Source organism: Streptomyces sp. NRRL S-495, assembly GCF_000966955.1.
GTDB classification, from domain to species: Bacteria; Actinomycetota; Actinomycetes; order Streptomycetales; family Streptomycetaceae; genus Kitasatospora; species Kitasatospora purpeofusca.
Map to the genome: position 1 here is coordinate 15,563 of NZ_JZWY01000103.1, position 15,107 is coordinate 30,669.

Here is a 15,107-nt window from a genome sequence, read left to right on the forward strand (position 1 = left end):
CCAAGGCGGTTATCCACAGGGGGTGTGGACGAAAGCCCGATGGCTGTGGAGAAGTACCGCAAACCTGTGGACGCCCCTGTGGAAAGCCCTGTGGATAACCAGACCATCGATCCACCGTCAACTCACTGACCTGCGATTCCCTCCTCCAGGGCCTGTGCATGAGAAATTCTTCACACACAGTCGGGTGGCGGTGGACACAGACCCGGACGGCGCAGTCGCCCAGGCGTACGAGTAAGCTCCGAAATCCCCTGGCACCACTTACCTGTGGATGAGTAGCCTGGACCCCATGACCCTCACCGCCGACCGCCGCCGCCATGACCGGGAGATCCTCGCCCTCGCCGTCCCCGCCTTCGGCGCCCTGGTCGCCGAGCCGCTCTTCCTGATGGCCGACTCCGCCATCGTGGGCCACCTCGGCACGGCCCAGCTGGCCGGTGTCGGCGTCGCCTCGGCCGCCCTCACCACCGCGACCGGGGTGTTCGTCTTCCTCGCCTACGCCACCACCGCCGCGGTGGCCCGCCGGATCGGCGCCGGGGACCGCCGGGCCGCGATCCAGCAGGGCATCGACGGCATCTGGCTGGCCCTGGTGCTCTCCGCCGCCGTGGTCGCGCTGACCCTGCTGCTCGCCCCCCGGGTGGCCGACGCCCTCGGCGCCTCGGCGACCGCCGCCCCGTACGCGGTGACCTATCTGCGGATCAGCGCGCTCGGCATCCCGGCCGTCCTCATGGTGATGGCCGCCACCGGTGTGCTGCGCGGCCTCCAGGACACCCGGACCCCGCTGTACGTGGCCATCGCCGGGTTCGCCGCCAACCTCGGGCTGAACGCCGGCCTGGTCTACGGCGCCGGGCTCGGGGTGGCCGGCTCGGCCTGGGGCACGGTGATCGCCCAGACCGGCATGGCCGCCGTCTATGTGTTCGTGGTGGTGCGCGGGGCCCGCCGGGAGCGGGCCTCGCTGCGGCCGGACGCCGCCGGGATACGCGCGAGCGCCAGGGCCGGCGGGCCGCTGATGGTCCGCACCCTGAGCCTGCGCGCGATCCTGATGATCGCCACCGCGGTGGCCGCCGGGCTCGGTGACAGGCAGATCGCCGCACACCAGATCGCGATGACGGTGCTGCTGTTCATCGCCTTCGCGCTGGACTCCATCGCGATCGCCGGGCAGGCCATCATCGGCCGCTACCTGGGGGCCTCGGACGTCCCCGGCACCCGGGCGGCCACCCGGCGGATGATCGAGTGGGGCATCGGCGCCGGAGCGGTGCTGGGCGTGCTGGTCGTGGTCGCCCGGCCGCTGTACGTTCCCCTGTTCACCCCCGACCCGGCGGTGCAGCAGGAGCTGAACACCGTGCTGCTGCTGCTCGCGCTCTGCCAGCCGGTCTCCGGGCTGGTCTACGTCCTGGACGGGGTGCTGATGGGCGCGGGGGACGGCACGTTCCTGGCCTGGGCGATGCTCGCCACGCTGCTCGTGTTCGCCCCGGCCGCGCTCGCGGTGCCGGTCAGCGGCACCGGGCTGGCCGGGCTCTGGTGGGCGCTCAACCTCTTCATGCTGGTCCGCGCCGGCTTCCTGGCCCGGCGGGCCCGGGGCGGCAAGTGGCTGGTCACCGGCGCCGTCCGGAGCTGAGCCCCCGGCGCCCTGCGGGGCCGGGAGCCCCGGCGCCGCACCGGGCCGGCCCCCGGAACGACCGAGGGCCGGCCTCCCCCGAGGGGGAGACCGGCCCTGCGGCCACTGCTACGGCGTTGTCGCTGATCAGGCGGCGACGACGGCGATGTCCAGGTTGGCCTGGACGTCCGAGTGCAGCTTGACCGAGACCTTGTGGGTACCCACGGTCTTGATCGGCGAGGCGATCGCGACGGCGCGCTTGTCGACCGCCGGGCCGCCGGCGGCCTTGATGGCCTCGACGACGTCGGCCTGGGTCACCGAGCCGAACAGACGGCCGGCGTCGCCCGAGCGAACGGCCAGCTTGACCTGGACGCCCTCGAGCTTGCCCTTGACCTCGTTGGCGGCCTCGAGGGTCTGGATCTGGTGGATCTTGCGGGCGCGACGGATGGCGTCGACGTCCTTCTGACCACCCTTGGTCCAGCGGATGGCGTAGCCACGCGGGACCAGGTAGTTGCGGGCGTAGCCGTCCTTGACCTCGACGACCTCGCCGGCGGAGCCGAGACCCGGCACCTCGTGAGTGAGGATGATCTTCATTATTCGGTCACCCTCTCTTAGCGCGCGGTGCTGGTGTAGGGCAGCAGCGCCATCTCACGGCTGTTCTTCACGGCCGTGGCGACGTCACGCTGGTGCTGGGTGCAGTTGCCGGTGACCCGGCGGGCACGGATCTTGCCACGGTCGGAGATGAACTTCCGCAGCAGGTTCGTGTCCTTGTAGTCAACGTAGTTGACCTTGTCCTTGCAGAAGACGCAAACCTTCTTCTTCGGCTTGCGAGCAGGCGGCTTCGCCATTGTGTGCTCCATTGGGTTCACGACCGGGCCGGCGTCTCACGACGCCGGGCCCCTGGCCGCACGAAATCTGTCAGCTCTTAGAACGGGGGCTCTTCCGAGAAGCCGCCACCGGACGGGGCACCCCAGCTGCCGCCACCCTGGTTTCCACCAGAGGGAGCGCTGGACGCCCACGGGTCGTCGGAGGGGCCGGACTGGCCACCGGAGTTTCCACCCCAGCCGCCACCCTGCTGGCCGCCACCGCCGCCCCAGTTGCCGCCGCCCTGGCCGCCGCCCTGAGGGCTGCCGCCGAAGCCGCCGCCACCGGGGGCGCCGCCGGGGCCACCGGACCGGTTGGCCCGGGTGACCTTCGCGGTCGCCGAGCGCAGGCTCGGACCGACCTCGTCGACCTCGACCTCGAAGACCGTCCGCTTCTCGCCTTCCTTGGTCTCGTAAGACCGCTGGCGCAGTCGGCCCTGCACGATGACGCGCATGCCGCGCTGCAGCGACTCGGCCACGTTCTCCGCCGGCTGCCGCCAGACGTTGCACGTGAGGAAGAGGCTCTCGCCGTCCTTCCACTCGTTCGTCTGACGGTCGAAGGTGCGGGGGGTGGACGCGATGCGGAACTTCGCGACCGCCGCACCCGACGGGGTGAAGCGCAGCTCGGGGTCGTCGACGAGATTGCCGACGAGGGTGATGACGGTCTCGCCTGCCATGTGGTGATGACCTCTCGGGAAGATGTCCGTTCACCGCTGTTTCACGTGAAACAGCGGACGCGAGCTACCCGAGACCCGAAGGCCTCAGAGGTGGCTCAGTGGGTGTCCGGGCGCAGGACCTTGGTCCGCAGAACCGACTCGCTCAGGCCCATCTGGCGGTCGAGCTCCTTGACGACCTCAGGCGTGGCCTGGAGGTCGATGACCGAGTAGATGCCCTCGGACTGCTTGTTGATCTCGTAGGCCAGACGGCGGCGACCCCAGGTGTCGACCTTCTCGACCTTGCCGCCCGCGTTGCGGACGACAGCCAGGAAGCTCTCGATCAGGGGGGAAACGGCGCGCTCCTCGACCGAGGGGTCGAGGATGACCATCACCTCGTAGTGACGCATGAGTAACCCACCTCCTTTGGACTCAACGGCCACGGTCTCTCCGTGGCAGGAGGGTTGTGCAGCGTCGACACCGGTGCAGTGCCGACTTCGGCCACCGTAGCGGCCGGGTCGGACAGCCCGTCCCCGTTCACCCGAAAGAGGGCAGCGGAGGGCACAACTACACCAGTGCAGACGACCCACCCTACCCGCACCCGGACGGACGAACAAAACGCATAGGGGTTGTGAGACCGACCCAACCGCCGCAATCTGGACGGAACGGGTTTCCTGCTCGTTCGTCTCCACGCCAGGAGGTGGGACACATGGCCCAGACCGTCCACCGCATGCCCGCCCTCACCCTGAACACCGACGGCCACCCGCACCCGCGCGAGAACACCCTGGTCGGCCTCACCGCCGTCCTGGGCGCGATCGCCTTCATCACCTCGTTCTTCCACAATCTGCATCTGCTGACCTCGTGGACCGGCCTGTTCGGGATCATCACCGGCCTGCTGGGGATGTACATCTCCGTGACCACGGCCGAGCGTTTCGTCCTGATGGTCACGCTCGGCGCCTCGGCGATCGGCTTCTACCTCGGCATCGCCCGCGGCGGGTTGTGGGGCTAGCGCCCACCCCGCAAGGAACCCCCGGCGCCCCCGCGGCGTATCTGTCTTCAACGGACCGGTACGCCGCGGGGGCGCCGCCGTGCCCGCAGCAGACGACCGCAGCAGACGACCCGCAGCCGACGAGATCCACCGCGGACGAGACCCGCAGCCGACGGGACCCACGGCCGACAGAACCCCGGACGATAGGGTCAGCCCGAGAACACGGGGCCCACCGCAGCCCGACCGACGAGGAGCACCGAGCATGAGCCTGCGCCTGAGGACGATCACCCGCGAGGAGCACCTCGCCTTCATCAGGAGCCGCGCCTCGGCCAGCCACATGCAGGTGCCGTCCTGGGGCGATGTGAAGGCCGAGTGGCGCACCGAGTCGATCGGCTGGTTCGACCAGAACAACCAGCTCGTCGGCGCCGGCCTGGTGCTCTACCGCCAGCTGCCCAAGGTCAAGCGCTACCTCGCCTACCTGCCCGAGGGCCCGGTGATCGACTGGTTCGACCGGGACCTCGACCGCTGGCTCCAGCCGATGCTCGCCCACCTGAAGTCCCAGGGCGCCTTCTCGGTGAAGATGGGCCCGCCGGTGGTCATCCGCCGCTGGAACGCCCCGACCATCAAGGAGGCCATCGCCGGCAAGGAGGCGAAGCGCCTGCGCGACATCGAGGCCGACTGGTACGAGCCGCGCGCCTTCGAGGTCGCCGACCGGCTGCGCAAGGCCGGCTGGCTCCAGGGCGAGGACGGCGGCGCCGGCTTCGGCGACGTCCAGCCGCGCTACGTCTTCCAGGTGCCGCTGGCCAACCGCTCGCTGGACGACATCCAGAAGGGCTTCAACCAGCTCTGGCGCCGCAACATCAAGAAGGCCGAGAAGAGCGGCGTCGAGGTGGTCCAGGGCGGCTACGACGAGCTGCCGATCTTCCACCAGCTCTACCTGGTGACCGCCGAGCGCGACAAGTTCACCCCGCGCCCGCTGTCGTACTTCCAGCGCATGTGGAACGCCCTCACCGCCGAGGACCCGAACCGGATGCGCCTGTACATCGCCTACCACGAGGGCGAGCCGCTGGCGGCGACCACGATGCTGGTCGTCGGCGAGCACGTCTGGTACTCCTACGGCGCCTCGGCCAACCACAAGCGCGAGGTCAAGCCGTCCAACGCGATCCAGTGGCGGATGATGCGCGACTCCTACGCGCTGGGCGGCGGCGTGTACGACCTCCGCGGCATCTCCGACACCCTGGACGAGAACGACCACCTGTTCGGCCTGATCCAGTTCAAGGTCGGCACCGGCGGCCAGGCCGCCGAGTACCTCGGCGAGTGGGACTTCCCGCTCAACAAGCTGCTGCACAAGGCCCTCGACCTCTACATGTCGCGCCGCTGAGCAGCACCCCGCCGAGCCCCCGAGCCGCCGTGCCCAACACCCCCTGGGAGATGACCCGATGACGCTGTCGCTCTATCTCGACACCGAACGCTGGCGTACCCACCAGCGCTCCGTCCTGGCCGAGTTCCCCGGCCTGGTGCCGGTGGCGAAGGGCAACGGCTACGGACTGGGCAACCACCGCCTGGCCGAGGAGGCGACCCTCCTCGGCACCGGCGTGCTGGCCGTCGGCACCGCCTACGAGGCCGCCGACGCGGCCGACTGGTACGGCGGCGAGCTGCTGGTGCTCACCCCCTACCGGGTGGGCGAGGAGGCGCTCCCGCTGCCGCACGCCCGGGTGATCCGGACGGTGGCGAGCGTGGACGGCCTGCGGGCGCTGCACGGCGCCCGGGTCGTGGTGGAGTGCATGACCACCATGCGCCGGCACGGCGTCTCGGCGGCCGACCTCACGGCGGTCGCCGCCGAGCTGGACGGCGTCGCCTTCGAGGGCCTGGCGCTGCACCTGCCGATGGACCGGCCGGACGGCTCCAGCCCCGTCGACGAGGTCGCGTACTGGGTGGAGACCGCCCGGGCCGCCGGCCTCCCGGTGCACACCGTCTTCGTCAGCCACCTCGGCGCGGCGGGCATGGAGCAGCTGACCCAGCGCTTCCCCGGCACCGTCTTCCGGGCCCGGATCGGCACCCGGCTCTGGCTGGGCGACCACGGCGCGCTGGAGGTCAGGGCCACGGTGCTGGACGTGACCCCGGTCAAGAAGGGCGACCGCTACGGCTACCGCCAGCACCCGGCGCCGGCCGACGGCCACCTGCTGGTGGTCGCCGGCGGCACCGCGCACGGCATCGGCCTGGAGGCACCCAAGTACGTCCAGGGCATGTCCTCGCGGGCCAAGGGCATCGCCCGGGCCGGCCTGGCCACCGTCAACAAGACCAAGTCGCCGTACCACTGGGCGGGCAAGCAGCTCTGGTTCGCCGAGCCGCCGCACATGCAGGTGTCGCTGCTCCTCCTGGACGGCGAGAGCGAGCCGCCGGTGATCGGCGACGAGCTGGGCCTCCAGGTCCGGCACACCACCACGCACTTCGACCGCGTGGTCGACCGCTGAGGACCGGCCCCCGCGGGGGCCGGTCCGGTCAGACCTTCTCGGCCGGTTCCGCGGCGGGCGGCTCCTCCAGCCACGCCTCGGGGCCGGCCGGCGCGTACCCGGCGTAGCTCTCCTCCTCGCGCAGCCGGCGGGCGCTGCCGAGCACGAACACGTCCGGGGCCCCGTCGAGCACCCCGCCGGACGGGTCGTCACTGCCGTCCCAGCGGACCGGGTCGCGGTCCGGCAGCAGGATGTCCCGGACCACCAGGCCCACCAGGTAGAGCGTGCCGAGCAGGTGCAGCACGATCGCGAAGTGGTACCAGGACTCGCCGACCCCGTGCTGCTTGGCGCCGGTGACGAAGCCCAGGTGGGACCAGATGCCCAGGGTGTAGAGCACCTCGCAGGCCTGCCAGATCAGGATGTCCCGCCAGCGCGGCCGGGCCAGTACCGCCAGCGGCAGCAGCCAGAGCACGTACTGCGGCGAGTACACCTTGTTGAGGAGCACGAACGCGGCCACCACCAGGAAGGCCAGCTGGACCACCCTCGGCCGGCGGGGCGCCGCGAGCCCGAGCCACGCTATCCCCGCGCAGCTCAGCAGCATCAGGACGGCGATGAAGGTGTCGAGGTTCGCCAGTCCGACGCCGCGGTTCTGCATCAGGATCAGCCACAGCGAGCCGTAGTCCTCGGTGCGGTGCTTGCTGAAGACGTAGAAGGTCGACCAGCCCTGCCAGTTCGCCATCATGATCGGCAGGTTGACCAGCAGCCAGGCGCCGACCGCGCCGCCGAGCAGGGCCCGCAGGTCGCGTCCGCGCCCGGCCCGCCAGCAGAGCACCACCAGTGGGCCGAGCAGCAGCAGCGGGTAGAGCTTGGCCGCGGTGGCGAGCCCGATGAACACACCGGCCCAGAGCGGCCGCGAGCCGGACCACCAGGCGAGTGCGACGGCGGCCAGCGCGACCGCCAGCAGGTCCCAGTTGACGGTGGCGTTGAGCAGCAGCACCGGCGCCAGGGCGAACATCAGCGCGTCCCAGGGGCGGCGCCGGTGGGTGCGGGAGAGCGCGACCACGGCGACCACCGCGCAGGCCATCAGCAGGCCCGCGTTGATGGTCCAGAACCAGCGCTCCTGGTCCTGGAGGGCGCCGCCGCCGGGCGTCAGCCAGGCCGAGACCTGCATGAACAGGCCGGTCAGCACCGGGTACTCGAGGAACTGCAGATCCCCGGAGGTGCCCGGGATCCGGTCCACGTAGGGGTGCAGTCCGGCCGCGAAGCCGCGCCCGGAGAACAGGTGCGGGATGTCGCTGTAACAGGCGTGCACGTACTGCGGCGAGCCGGGCTGGAACCAGGCGGCGTTGTAGCAGGGCAGCTTCTGCGCCATGCCCAGCACCGAGACCACGATCACCACCAGCGCCAGGAAGCGGGCCGGGATCCACCAGGAGACGCCGAGCAGGGCGCGCCGCCCGGGCGGGCCGCCGATCACCTCGCTGCCTGCGGCCGCGACCGGGTCCTCGTCCGCCGGCACCACCACGGTGTTGGCCTGTGGACCGGCCGCCGGCGCGACCCGGTCCTCTTCCTCACGAGTGCTGGACGTCATGGCGGACATCCTGCCGCACCCCGCCCGCCCGTACGAGGAGGACCCTGCCCCTTTTCCCGGGGCCACGACGGCCGGAGCGGCCCCGGGGCGGCGGCCCGGGGCCCGGGTACCGGCACGAATCGCTCCGAATACGGCGAAACGGCGGTGGGGAGCTCCGAAGAGCCCCCACCGCCGTTTCGGTCACCGCGTGCTACGGCGCCACGGCGTTGCCGTTGCCGTTGCCGGCGCCCGGCGAGGGCGAGGTGGACGGCTTCGGCGGCTTGCTGGTCGGGCCGCCGGTCGCGCCGCCCGCCCCGCCGCCCGGGTCCGGGGTCGGCGTGGTCGGCTGGGTCGGCGTGCTGCAGCCGATCGGGCCGAGCAGGCAGCTCGGCGAGGGGGTGGTGCCACCGCCGCCGTTGGCGCCGCCGCCGTTGGCCGCTCCGCCACCGCCGGCCGTACCACCGCCGGTCGTGCCGCCGTTGGTGCCACCACCACCGGTCGTGCCGCCGCCGTTGGCGCCACCACCGGTCGTCCCGCCGCCCGGGTTCGGGTTGGTCTTGGTCGGACCGGGCTGGGTGGGCACCGTGCCCGGGCAGTCGACACCCGGAACGCAGGCCGGCCCCTGGGTGACCGGCGGCTGGGTCGGCTGCCCGGCGTTCGGGTCGACCGGGGGAGTCGTCACGGTCTCGGTCGTGGTCGGGGTCGGCACGGCGCTCGCCGTGCTCGGCGCGCCGGAGGAGTCGACCTGCGAGCCGACCGGCTGCGGGGTCGGGAAGTTCAGCTTCTTCTCGTTGGCCAGCGCGGCCTTCATGTACCGGGTGAAGACGTCCGCGGGGACGTCACCACCGTGCACCGAGTCCTTGCCGCCGGTGCCGTTCAGCGAGAGCCGCTCGTGCGCGTTCGGGTCCTCGCGCCACATCGCCACGCTGGTGGCCAGCTGCGGGGTGTAGCCGACCCACCAGGCCGACTTGTTCTCGTCGGTGGTACCGGTCTTGCCGGCCACCGGGCGGCCCAGGGTGTTGGTCTTCTTACCGGTACCGTTCTGCGCCACGTTCACCAGCACGTCGGTGATGTTGTCGGCGACCACCGCCTCCACCGCCTGCTTGGTCTCGTGCTTGCCGAAACCGGCCCGCTCCTTGCCGTCCACCAGGACCTTGGTGACCGAGTAGGGCTCGGCCTGCTTGCCGCTGGCGGCGAAGGTCGCGTAGGCGTCCGCCATCCGGATCGGGCTGATGGTGGAGACGCCGAGCGGGAAGGTCGCCGTCTTCGACTCCTTCTCGATGCTCTCCTTGCGGATGCCCAGCGCCTCGGCGGTCTGCATCACGGCCTGGCCGCCGACGTCCTGGTTCAGCTGCACGAAGGGCACGTTGTAGGAGTACTGCATGGCCATCCGCAGCGAGACGTAGCCGCGCTTGCCCTTCTCCTCGTTCCTCTGCCGGTAGGGCTTGCCGTCGTCGCCGAGCAGCAGCGAGCCGTCCGGCTTGCGGATCTCCGAGAGGTCGTCGGACAGGTAGCGGCTGTCGGCGTTGATCCGCTTGGGCTTGCCCTTGTCGTCGGTCGCGGTCAGCACGCCGGTCTGCATGGCGGTGGCCAGCACGAAGGGCTTGAAGGTCGAGCCCACCTGGACGCCCTGGGCGTCGGCGTTGTTGCCGAAGTTCCCGTTCTCGACTCCCTCGCCGCCGTAGATGGCGACGATCGCGCCGTCACCGGGGACGATGCTGGAGGCGCCGAACTGGACGAAGTTGTCGTTGTTCGGGCGCTTCTGGACGTTGAGGGTCTCCGCCTTGACGTCGTCCACGGCCTTCTTCAGGGCCTCGACCTTGTCCTTCTGGAAGGTCGTGTAGATCTTGAAGCCGCCCTTGTCGATCGCCCGCTGGTCGATCGTCGGGTCCTTGACCATGACGTACTTGTTGGCGGTCTCGACCATGTAGCTGATCTGACCGTTCATATTGGCCGAGGGGACCTGCTTGATCGGGGTGGGGAAGGCGGTGCACTTCGCCCGCTCCTCGGCGGTGGTGTTCTTGGTCTCCACCATCCGGTCGAGGATCCACTTCCAGCGCTCCTCGGCGCGGGCCTGGTTGGCCTTGATGGTCGGGTCGTAGTACGACGCGCCCTTGAGCAGGCCGGCCAGCATGGCGCTCTGGCACAGGTCGAGGTCCTTGGCGTTGACGCCGTAGTACGCCTGGGCGGCGGCCTGGGCGCCGGTGGCGCCGCGGCCGAACCAGCTGGTGTTGAGGTAGCCCTTGAGGATGTCGGGCTTCTCGTACTCCTGATTGACCTTCAGGGTGATGAAGAACTCCTTCACCTTGCGGCTGAGAGTCTGCTCCTGGGTCAGGTAGGCGTTCTTGACGTACTGCTGGGTGATGGTCGAGGCGCCCTGGGTCTGGCCGCCCTTGGCCATGTTGACGACCGCGCGCAGCATGCCCTTGGGGTCGATGCCGCTGTCCGTGCGGAAGGTCTCGTTCTCCGCCGCGATGACCGCGTTCTGGAGGTTGGGCGAGATGTCGGCCAGCTCGACGATCTGCCGGTTGGTCTCGCCCTTGCGGACCATCTCGGTGCCGTCGGCCCAGTAGTAGATGTTGTTCTGGTCGTTCACCAGGGCGTTCAGCGGCGGGATCTTGGTGCTCTGGTAGACGTAGAAGACCGCCCCCACGCAGACCGCGGCGACGAGCAGCACGGCGCTCAGCCACTGCCGCCAGGAGGGCAGCCAGCGGCGGACGCCCTGCTTGCCGAAGCGCGGGTAGTCGATGAACCGCTTCTTGCCGGGGGCGCCGCCCCGATCCGCGGCCGCGCCGGCGGCGGCCGTCTCGGCACCGCGACGGCCGCCCTTCTGGGCGGCCTTCCGCATTTCGGCACGGGTCATCCGGGGCTGCTGGGCGGTGTCCCGCGTGCCCGGCGGGCGCCGTCGGCCCAGACCCTCGGAGCCCAGCTCGTCGCGCCCGGCTCCTTCCGACCGTCCGTTGCCGCCGCCCGGCGGGCCACCGTCGCCGCCGGGCGACCTGCGCCGTCGTTCGCTCATCTTCCAGCTACTCCTCGCCAGGCCGGTCGAGCCTGAAGGCAGGGTCCACGTCCGATGCCCGTAACCGCCCTAACCCCGGAGGTGGTCCTCGTGCACACGCGACAGCGTACGCAGCTCCGAATCCGAACTAATCGGGCATCAATCTCCAATAGCCTCAAAACGGCAACAGATCATTACACGCCCGTTGCCAAGCACACCCGCGCGTCGTCTTGTGATCACATTCACGCGCGTCCCCCTTGCCCGTTCGCGGACCCAGGCTTACTGTTCTCGATATATCGAGCCGATACATCGGAACGGCATACCGCCGCTTGAGGCGGGTCGCGGACCGACCGGAGAGGGGAGGACGAAGGCAGTGGGCAGACGCTCAGGAGTGCTGGAGTTCGCCGTCCTCGGACTGCTCCACGACGCCCCGATGCACGGTTACGAGCTGCGCAAGAGGCTCAATGTCCTGCTCGGCTCGTTCCGCGCCTTCTCGTACGGGACGCTCTATCCCTGTCTGAAGAGCCTGGTGGCCCAGGGTTTCCTGGTCGAGGACAACCCGGACGTCGAGTACGTGCCGGCCACCGCGCTCAACGGCAAGCGGTCCAAGATCGTCTACCGGCTGTCCGCCGAGGGCAAGCAGCGTTTCGAGGAGCTGCTCGCCGACGCCGGCCCGGACGCCTGGGAGGACGAGCACTTCGGTGTGCACTTCGCCTTCTTCGGTCAGACCGACCGGGCCGTGCGGATGCGCGTCCTGGAGGGCCGCCGCAGCCGGCTGGAGGAGCGCCTGGAGCGGATGCGCAACTCGCTGGCCCGGGCCCGCGAGCGGTTCGACGACTACACGGTCGAACTGCAGCGGCACGGACTGGAGTCGGTGGAGCGCGAGGTCCGCTGGCTGAACGAGCTGATCGAGACCGAGCGGGCCAACCGCTCCGGCCGGACCGGGGCGCCCGCCGGCGGGACCGGCTCCGCAGTACCCCAGACTTCGGACGGCCGAGGCCAGGAGGACGGGTCCGTGGACCCGCCCGGGCCACCGCACGACCGCCCGGGGCGTTCCGCCCAGGAGCGCTGAGACCGCGTCAGCCCTGTGCCGCGCGGCAGGAGTGGGCGCGTCATGCGCCCGTCAGCAGTCATCGAATAAGCAGGACGAGCACCGCCGACCTTCGGCGGCGCTCATGAGATCACAGGGAGCAACCGGGAATGGGTTCGGTTCGCGTAGCCATCGTGGGCGTGGGCAACTGCGCCACGTCGCTGGTGCAGGGTGTCGAGTACTACAAGGACGCCGACCCGGCCGGCAAGGTCCCCGGGCTGATGCACGTCCAGTTCGGTGACTACCACGTCAGTGACGTGGAGTTCGTCGCCGCCTTCGACGTCGACGCCAAGAAGGTCGGCCAGGACCTCGCGCACGCCATCACGGCGTCCGAGAACAACACCATCAAGATCTGCGACGTGCCCCCGACCGGCATCACGGTCCAGCGCGGCCACACCTTGGACGGCCTGGGCAAGTACTACCGGGAGACCATCGAGGAGTCGGACGAGACCCCGGTCGACGTCGTCCAGGCCCTGAAGGACGCCCAGGTCGACGTCCTGGTCTGCTACCTGCCGGTGGGCTCCGAGGCCGCCGCCAAGTTCTACGCCCAGTGCGCCATCGACGCCAAGGTCGCCTTCGTGAACGCCCTCCCGGTGTTCATCGCCGGCACCAAGGAGTGGGCGGACAAGTTCACCGAGGCCGGTGTGCCGATCGTCGGTGACGACATCAAGTCCCAGGTCGGCGCCACCATCACGCACCGCGTGATGGCGAAGCTGTTCGAGGACCGCGGTGTCGTCCTCGAGCGCACCATGCAGCTGAACGTCGGCGGCAACATGGACTTCAAGAACATGCTCGAGCGCGAGCGCCTGGAGTCCAAGAAGATCTCCAAGACCCAGGCCGTCACCTCGCAGATCCGCGACCGCGAGCTGGGCGCCAACAACGTCCACATCGGTCCCTCGGACTACGTGGCCTGGCTGGACGACCGCAAGTGGGCGTACGTCCGCCTCGAGGGCCGCGCCTTCGGCGACGTCCCGCTGAACCTGGAGTACAAGCTCGAGGTCTGGGACTCCCCGAACTCCGCCGGTGTCATCATCGACGCCGTGCGCGCCGCGAAGATCGCCCTCGACCGCGGCATCGGCGGCCCGATCCTCTCGGCCTCCTCGTACTTCATGAAGTCCCCGCCGGTCCAGTACTTCGACGACGAGGCCCGCGAGAACGTCGAGAAGTTCATCAGCGGCGAGGTCGAGCGCTGAGCTCGCCCCACCCCGTGCTGAGTCTTTGAGCACCGAACGGGCCCGCGGTCCACGACCGCGGGCCCGTTCACCTTTTCCCGGCGAATGTTTCACGTGAAACACCGCCCTGATCCATGGCACCCTGAGCGGGTGGCGATCACCGAGAACGGCAGTACCCACCGTGCCGCGCACCGCGCCACGCTCTTCGGCCTGCTCCGCGGCCGCGACTTCCGCCGGCTGCTGACCGCCCGGGTGCTGTCCCAGCTCTCCGACGGCGTGTTCCAGGTGTCGCTCGCCGCCTATGTGGTCTTCTCCCCCGAGAAGCAGTCCTCGCCCGCCGACATCGCCTCGGTGCTGGCCGTGATGCTGCTGCCGTTCTCCGTGATCGGCCCCTTCGCCGGCGTCCTGCTGGACCGCTGGCGCCGCCGGCAGGTGCTCTACCTGGGCAATCTGGCCCGCTTCGGACTCGGCCTGCTCACCGGCGGGCTGCTCCTGGCCCAGGCGCCGACCTGGCTCTTCTTCGCCTCCGCGCTGCTGGTCACCGCGCTCAACCGGTTCATCCTGGCCGGACTGTCCGCCGCGCTGCCCCGGGTGGTGCGGGCCGAGCAGCTGGTGACCGCCAACGCGCTCTCCCCCACCCTGGGCACCGTCGCGGCGGCCTGCGGCGGCGGCCTCGGCTTCCTGCTGCACCAGGTGATGCCGCCGGGCCCCCGGGCCGACGCCGCCCTGGTGAGCCTGGCCGCGCTGCTCTACCTGTCCGCCGCGCTGGCCGCGCTGCGGATGGACAAGGACCTGCTCGGCCCGGGGAACCACCCCGGCCGACCCGCGATCGGCCAGGCCCTGGCCCAGGCCGCCCGCGAGCTGCGGGCCGCCGTCACCCACCTGGTGCGGGACCGCCGCCCGGCGGCGCACGCGCTGGCCGCCGTGACCGCCGCCCGGTTCTGCTACGGCGTGCTGATCGTCGTCGTGGTGATGCTCGCCCGGTACACCTTCAACGACCCGGCGGACAGCGCGGCCGGTCTGGCCACCCTGGGGCAGGCCGTCGGCCTCTCCGCCGCCGGGTTCTTCATCGCGGCGGTGATCAGCCCCTGGTGCAGCCGCCGGCTCGGGCTGGCCGGCTGGATGACGCTCTGCCTGGCCGCCCCGGTGGTCTTCGTGCCCGCGCTCGGCCTCGGCTTCGACCTGGTGCCCTGTCTGATCGCGGCGCTGCTGCTCGGCGTGGTCACCCAGGGCACCAAGATCTGCGCCGACACCGTGGTGCAGGAATCGGTCGAGGACGAGTTCCGGGGCCGGATCTTCGCCATCTACGACGTGCTCTTCAACGTCGCCTTCGTGGCCGCCGCCCTGGTGACCGCACTGGTGCTGCCGCTCTCCGGCCGCTCGGTCACGGTCGTGGCCGGCGTCTCCCTGGTGTACGCGGCCTCGGCCGCGCTCTACCTGCGCGCGGCCCGCCGCACCGGCCCGCTCCCCGGCGACCCGGCCCGCTGACCACGGGCGTCCGCCCGGGCGGCCCCTGCGCCCCGGCGGCGTCGTCGCGAGTCGCTAAGGTACGTCAGATCTGTCGCAGCAGCAGCACTCTGTCTCGGGGGACAATCTGATGAGCACACCACCCAGTCCGTACGGACCGCCTCCTGGCTACGGCGCCGCGCCGCAGCCCTACGGTCCCCCGGTGCCCCAGCCGTACGGCCAGCCCCAGCCGGTGCCCGCGGGCTACGGCGCACCGCCGCCCCCG

Annotated in this window: 13 protein-coding genes; 7 read left to right on the plus strand and 6 right to left on the minus strand. The window is 70.7% G+C overall.

Annotated features, from left to right (window positions below; genetic code table 11):
- Positions 1-286 precede the first annotated feature (286 nt).
- A complete protein-coding gene (locus tag VR45_RS07515; protein WP_107084122.1) occupies positions 287-1,612 on the plus strand; it encodes an MATE family efflux transporter in 1,326 nt (441 codons plus the stop codon).
- A 126-nt stretch (positions 1,613-1,738) separates the two neighbouring features.
- Here the strand turns inward: VR45_RS07515 and rplI are convergent, their stop codons facing one another.
- The 4 genes from rplI to rpsF form a co-directional block, all read right to left on the minus strand.
- Positions 1,739-2,185, minus strand: a complete 447-nt coding sequence (gene rplI / locus VR45_RS07520; protein ID WP_030392448.1) for a 50S ribosomal protein L9 — start codon at positions 2,183-2,185, stop codon at positions 1,739-1,741.
- A 17-nt stretch (positions 2,186-2,202) separates the two neighbouring features.
- Positions 2,203-2,439, minus strand: coding sequence for a 30S ribosomal protein S18 (gene rpsR / locus VR45_RS07525; RefSeq protein ID WP_030304537.1), 237 nt, complete (start codon positions 2,437-2,439; stop codon positions 2,203-2,205).
- Between the two features lie 77 nt (positions 2,440-2,516).
- On the minus strand, positions 2,517-3,131 hold the full coding sequence (locus VR45_RS07530; RefSeq protein WP_045938882.1) for a single-stranded DNA-binding protein: 615 nt from the start codon (positions 3,129-3,131) through the stop codon (positions 2,517-2,519).
- A 95-nt stretch (positions 3,132-3,226) separates the two neighbouring features.
- The gene (rpsF, locus tag VR45_RS07535) at positions 3,227-3,517 is read right to left on the minus strand and encodes a 30S ribosomal protein S6 (RefSeq protein WP_030304539.1); all 291 of its coding nucleotides are present in this window, start codon (positions 3,515-3,517) and stop codon (positions 3,227-3,229) included.
- Between the two features lie 299 nt (positions 3,518-3,816).
- Between rpsF and VR45_RS07540 the strand changes: the two genes are divergently transcribed.
- From VR45_RS07540 to VR45_RS07550, 3 genes are all read left to right on the plus strand, one after another.
- The gene (locus VR45_RS07540; RefSeq protein WP_045938883.1) at positions 3,817-4,116 is read left to right on the plus strand and encodes a hypothetical protein; all 300 of its coding nucleotides are present in this window, start codon (positions 3,817-3,819) and stop codon (positions 4,114-4,116) included.
- 241 nt (positions 4,117-4,357) lie between these two features.
- Positions 4,358-5,476: a peptidoglycan bridge formation glycyltransferase FemA/FemB family protein gene (locus VR45_RS07545; protein WP_045938884.1), complete on the plus strand. Its 1,119-nt coding sequence runs from the start codon at positions 4,358-4,360 to the stop codon at positions 5,474-5,476.
- A gap of 58 nt (positions 5,477-5,534) precedes the next feature.
- Positions 5,535-6,569: an alanine racemase gene (locus VR45_RS07550; protein WP_045938885.1), complete on the plus strand. Its 1,035-nt coding sequence runs from the start codon at positions 5,535-5,537 to the stop codon at positions 6,567-6,569.
- Between the two features lie 28 nt (positions 6,570-6,597).
- Here VR45_RS07550 and VR45_RS07555 read toward each other — a convergent pair whose 3' ends face one another.
- A complete protein-coding gene (locus VR45_RS07555; RefSeq protein WP_052708912.1) occupies positions 6,598-8,136 on the minus strand; it encodes a glycosyltransferase 87 family protein in 1,539 nt (512 codons plus the stop codon).
- A gap of 190 nt (positions 8,137-8,326) precedes the next feature.
- The gene (locus tag VR45_RS49980) at positions 8,327-11,134 is read right to left on the minus strand and encodes a transglycosylase domain-containing protein (protein WP_052708913.1); all 2,808 of its coding nucleotides are present in this window, start codon (positions 11,132-11,134) and stop codon (positions 8,327-8,329) included.
- 352 nt (positions 11,135-11,486) lie between these two features.
- On the opposite strand from VR45_RS49980, the gene VR45_RS07565 reads away from it, so the two are divergent.
- The 3 genes from VR45_RS07565 (at position 11,487) to VR45_RS07575 (ending at position 14,863) form a co-directional block, all read left to right on the plus strand.
- Positions 11,487-12,185, plus strand: coding sequence for a PadR family transcriptional regulator (locus tag VR45_RS07565; RefSeq protein ID WP_045938886.1), 699 nt, complete (start codon positions 11,487-11,489; stop codon positions 12,183-12,185).
- A 128-nt stretch (positions 12,186-12,313) separates the two neighbouring features.
- Complete coding sequence (locus VR45_RS07570) at positions 12,314-13,396, plus strand: inositol-3-phosphate synthase (RefSeq protein WP_045938887.1); 1,083 nt, start codon at positions 12,314-12,316, stop codon at positions 13,394-13,396.
- A gap of 129 nt (positions 13,397-13,525) precedes the next feature.
- A complete protein-coding gene (locus VR45_RS07575; RefSeq protein WP_234325873.1) occupies positions 13,526-14,863 on the plus strand; it encodes an MFS transporter in 1,338 nt (445 codons plus the stop codon).
- Positions 14,864-15,107 lie beyond the last annotated feature (244 nt).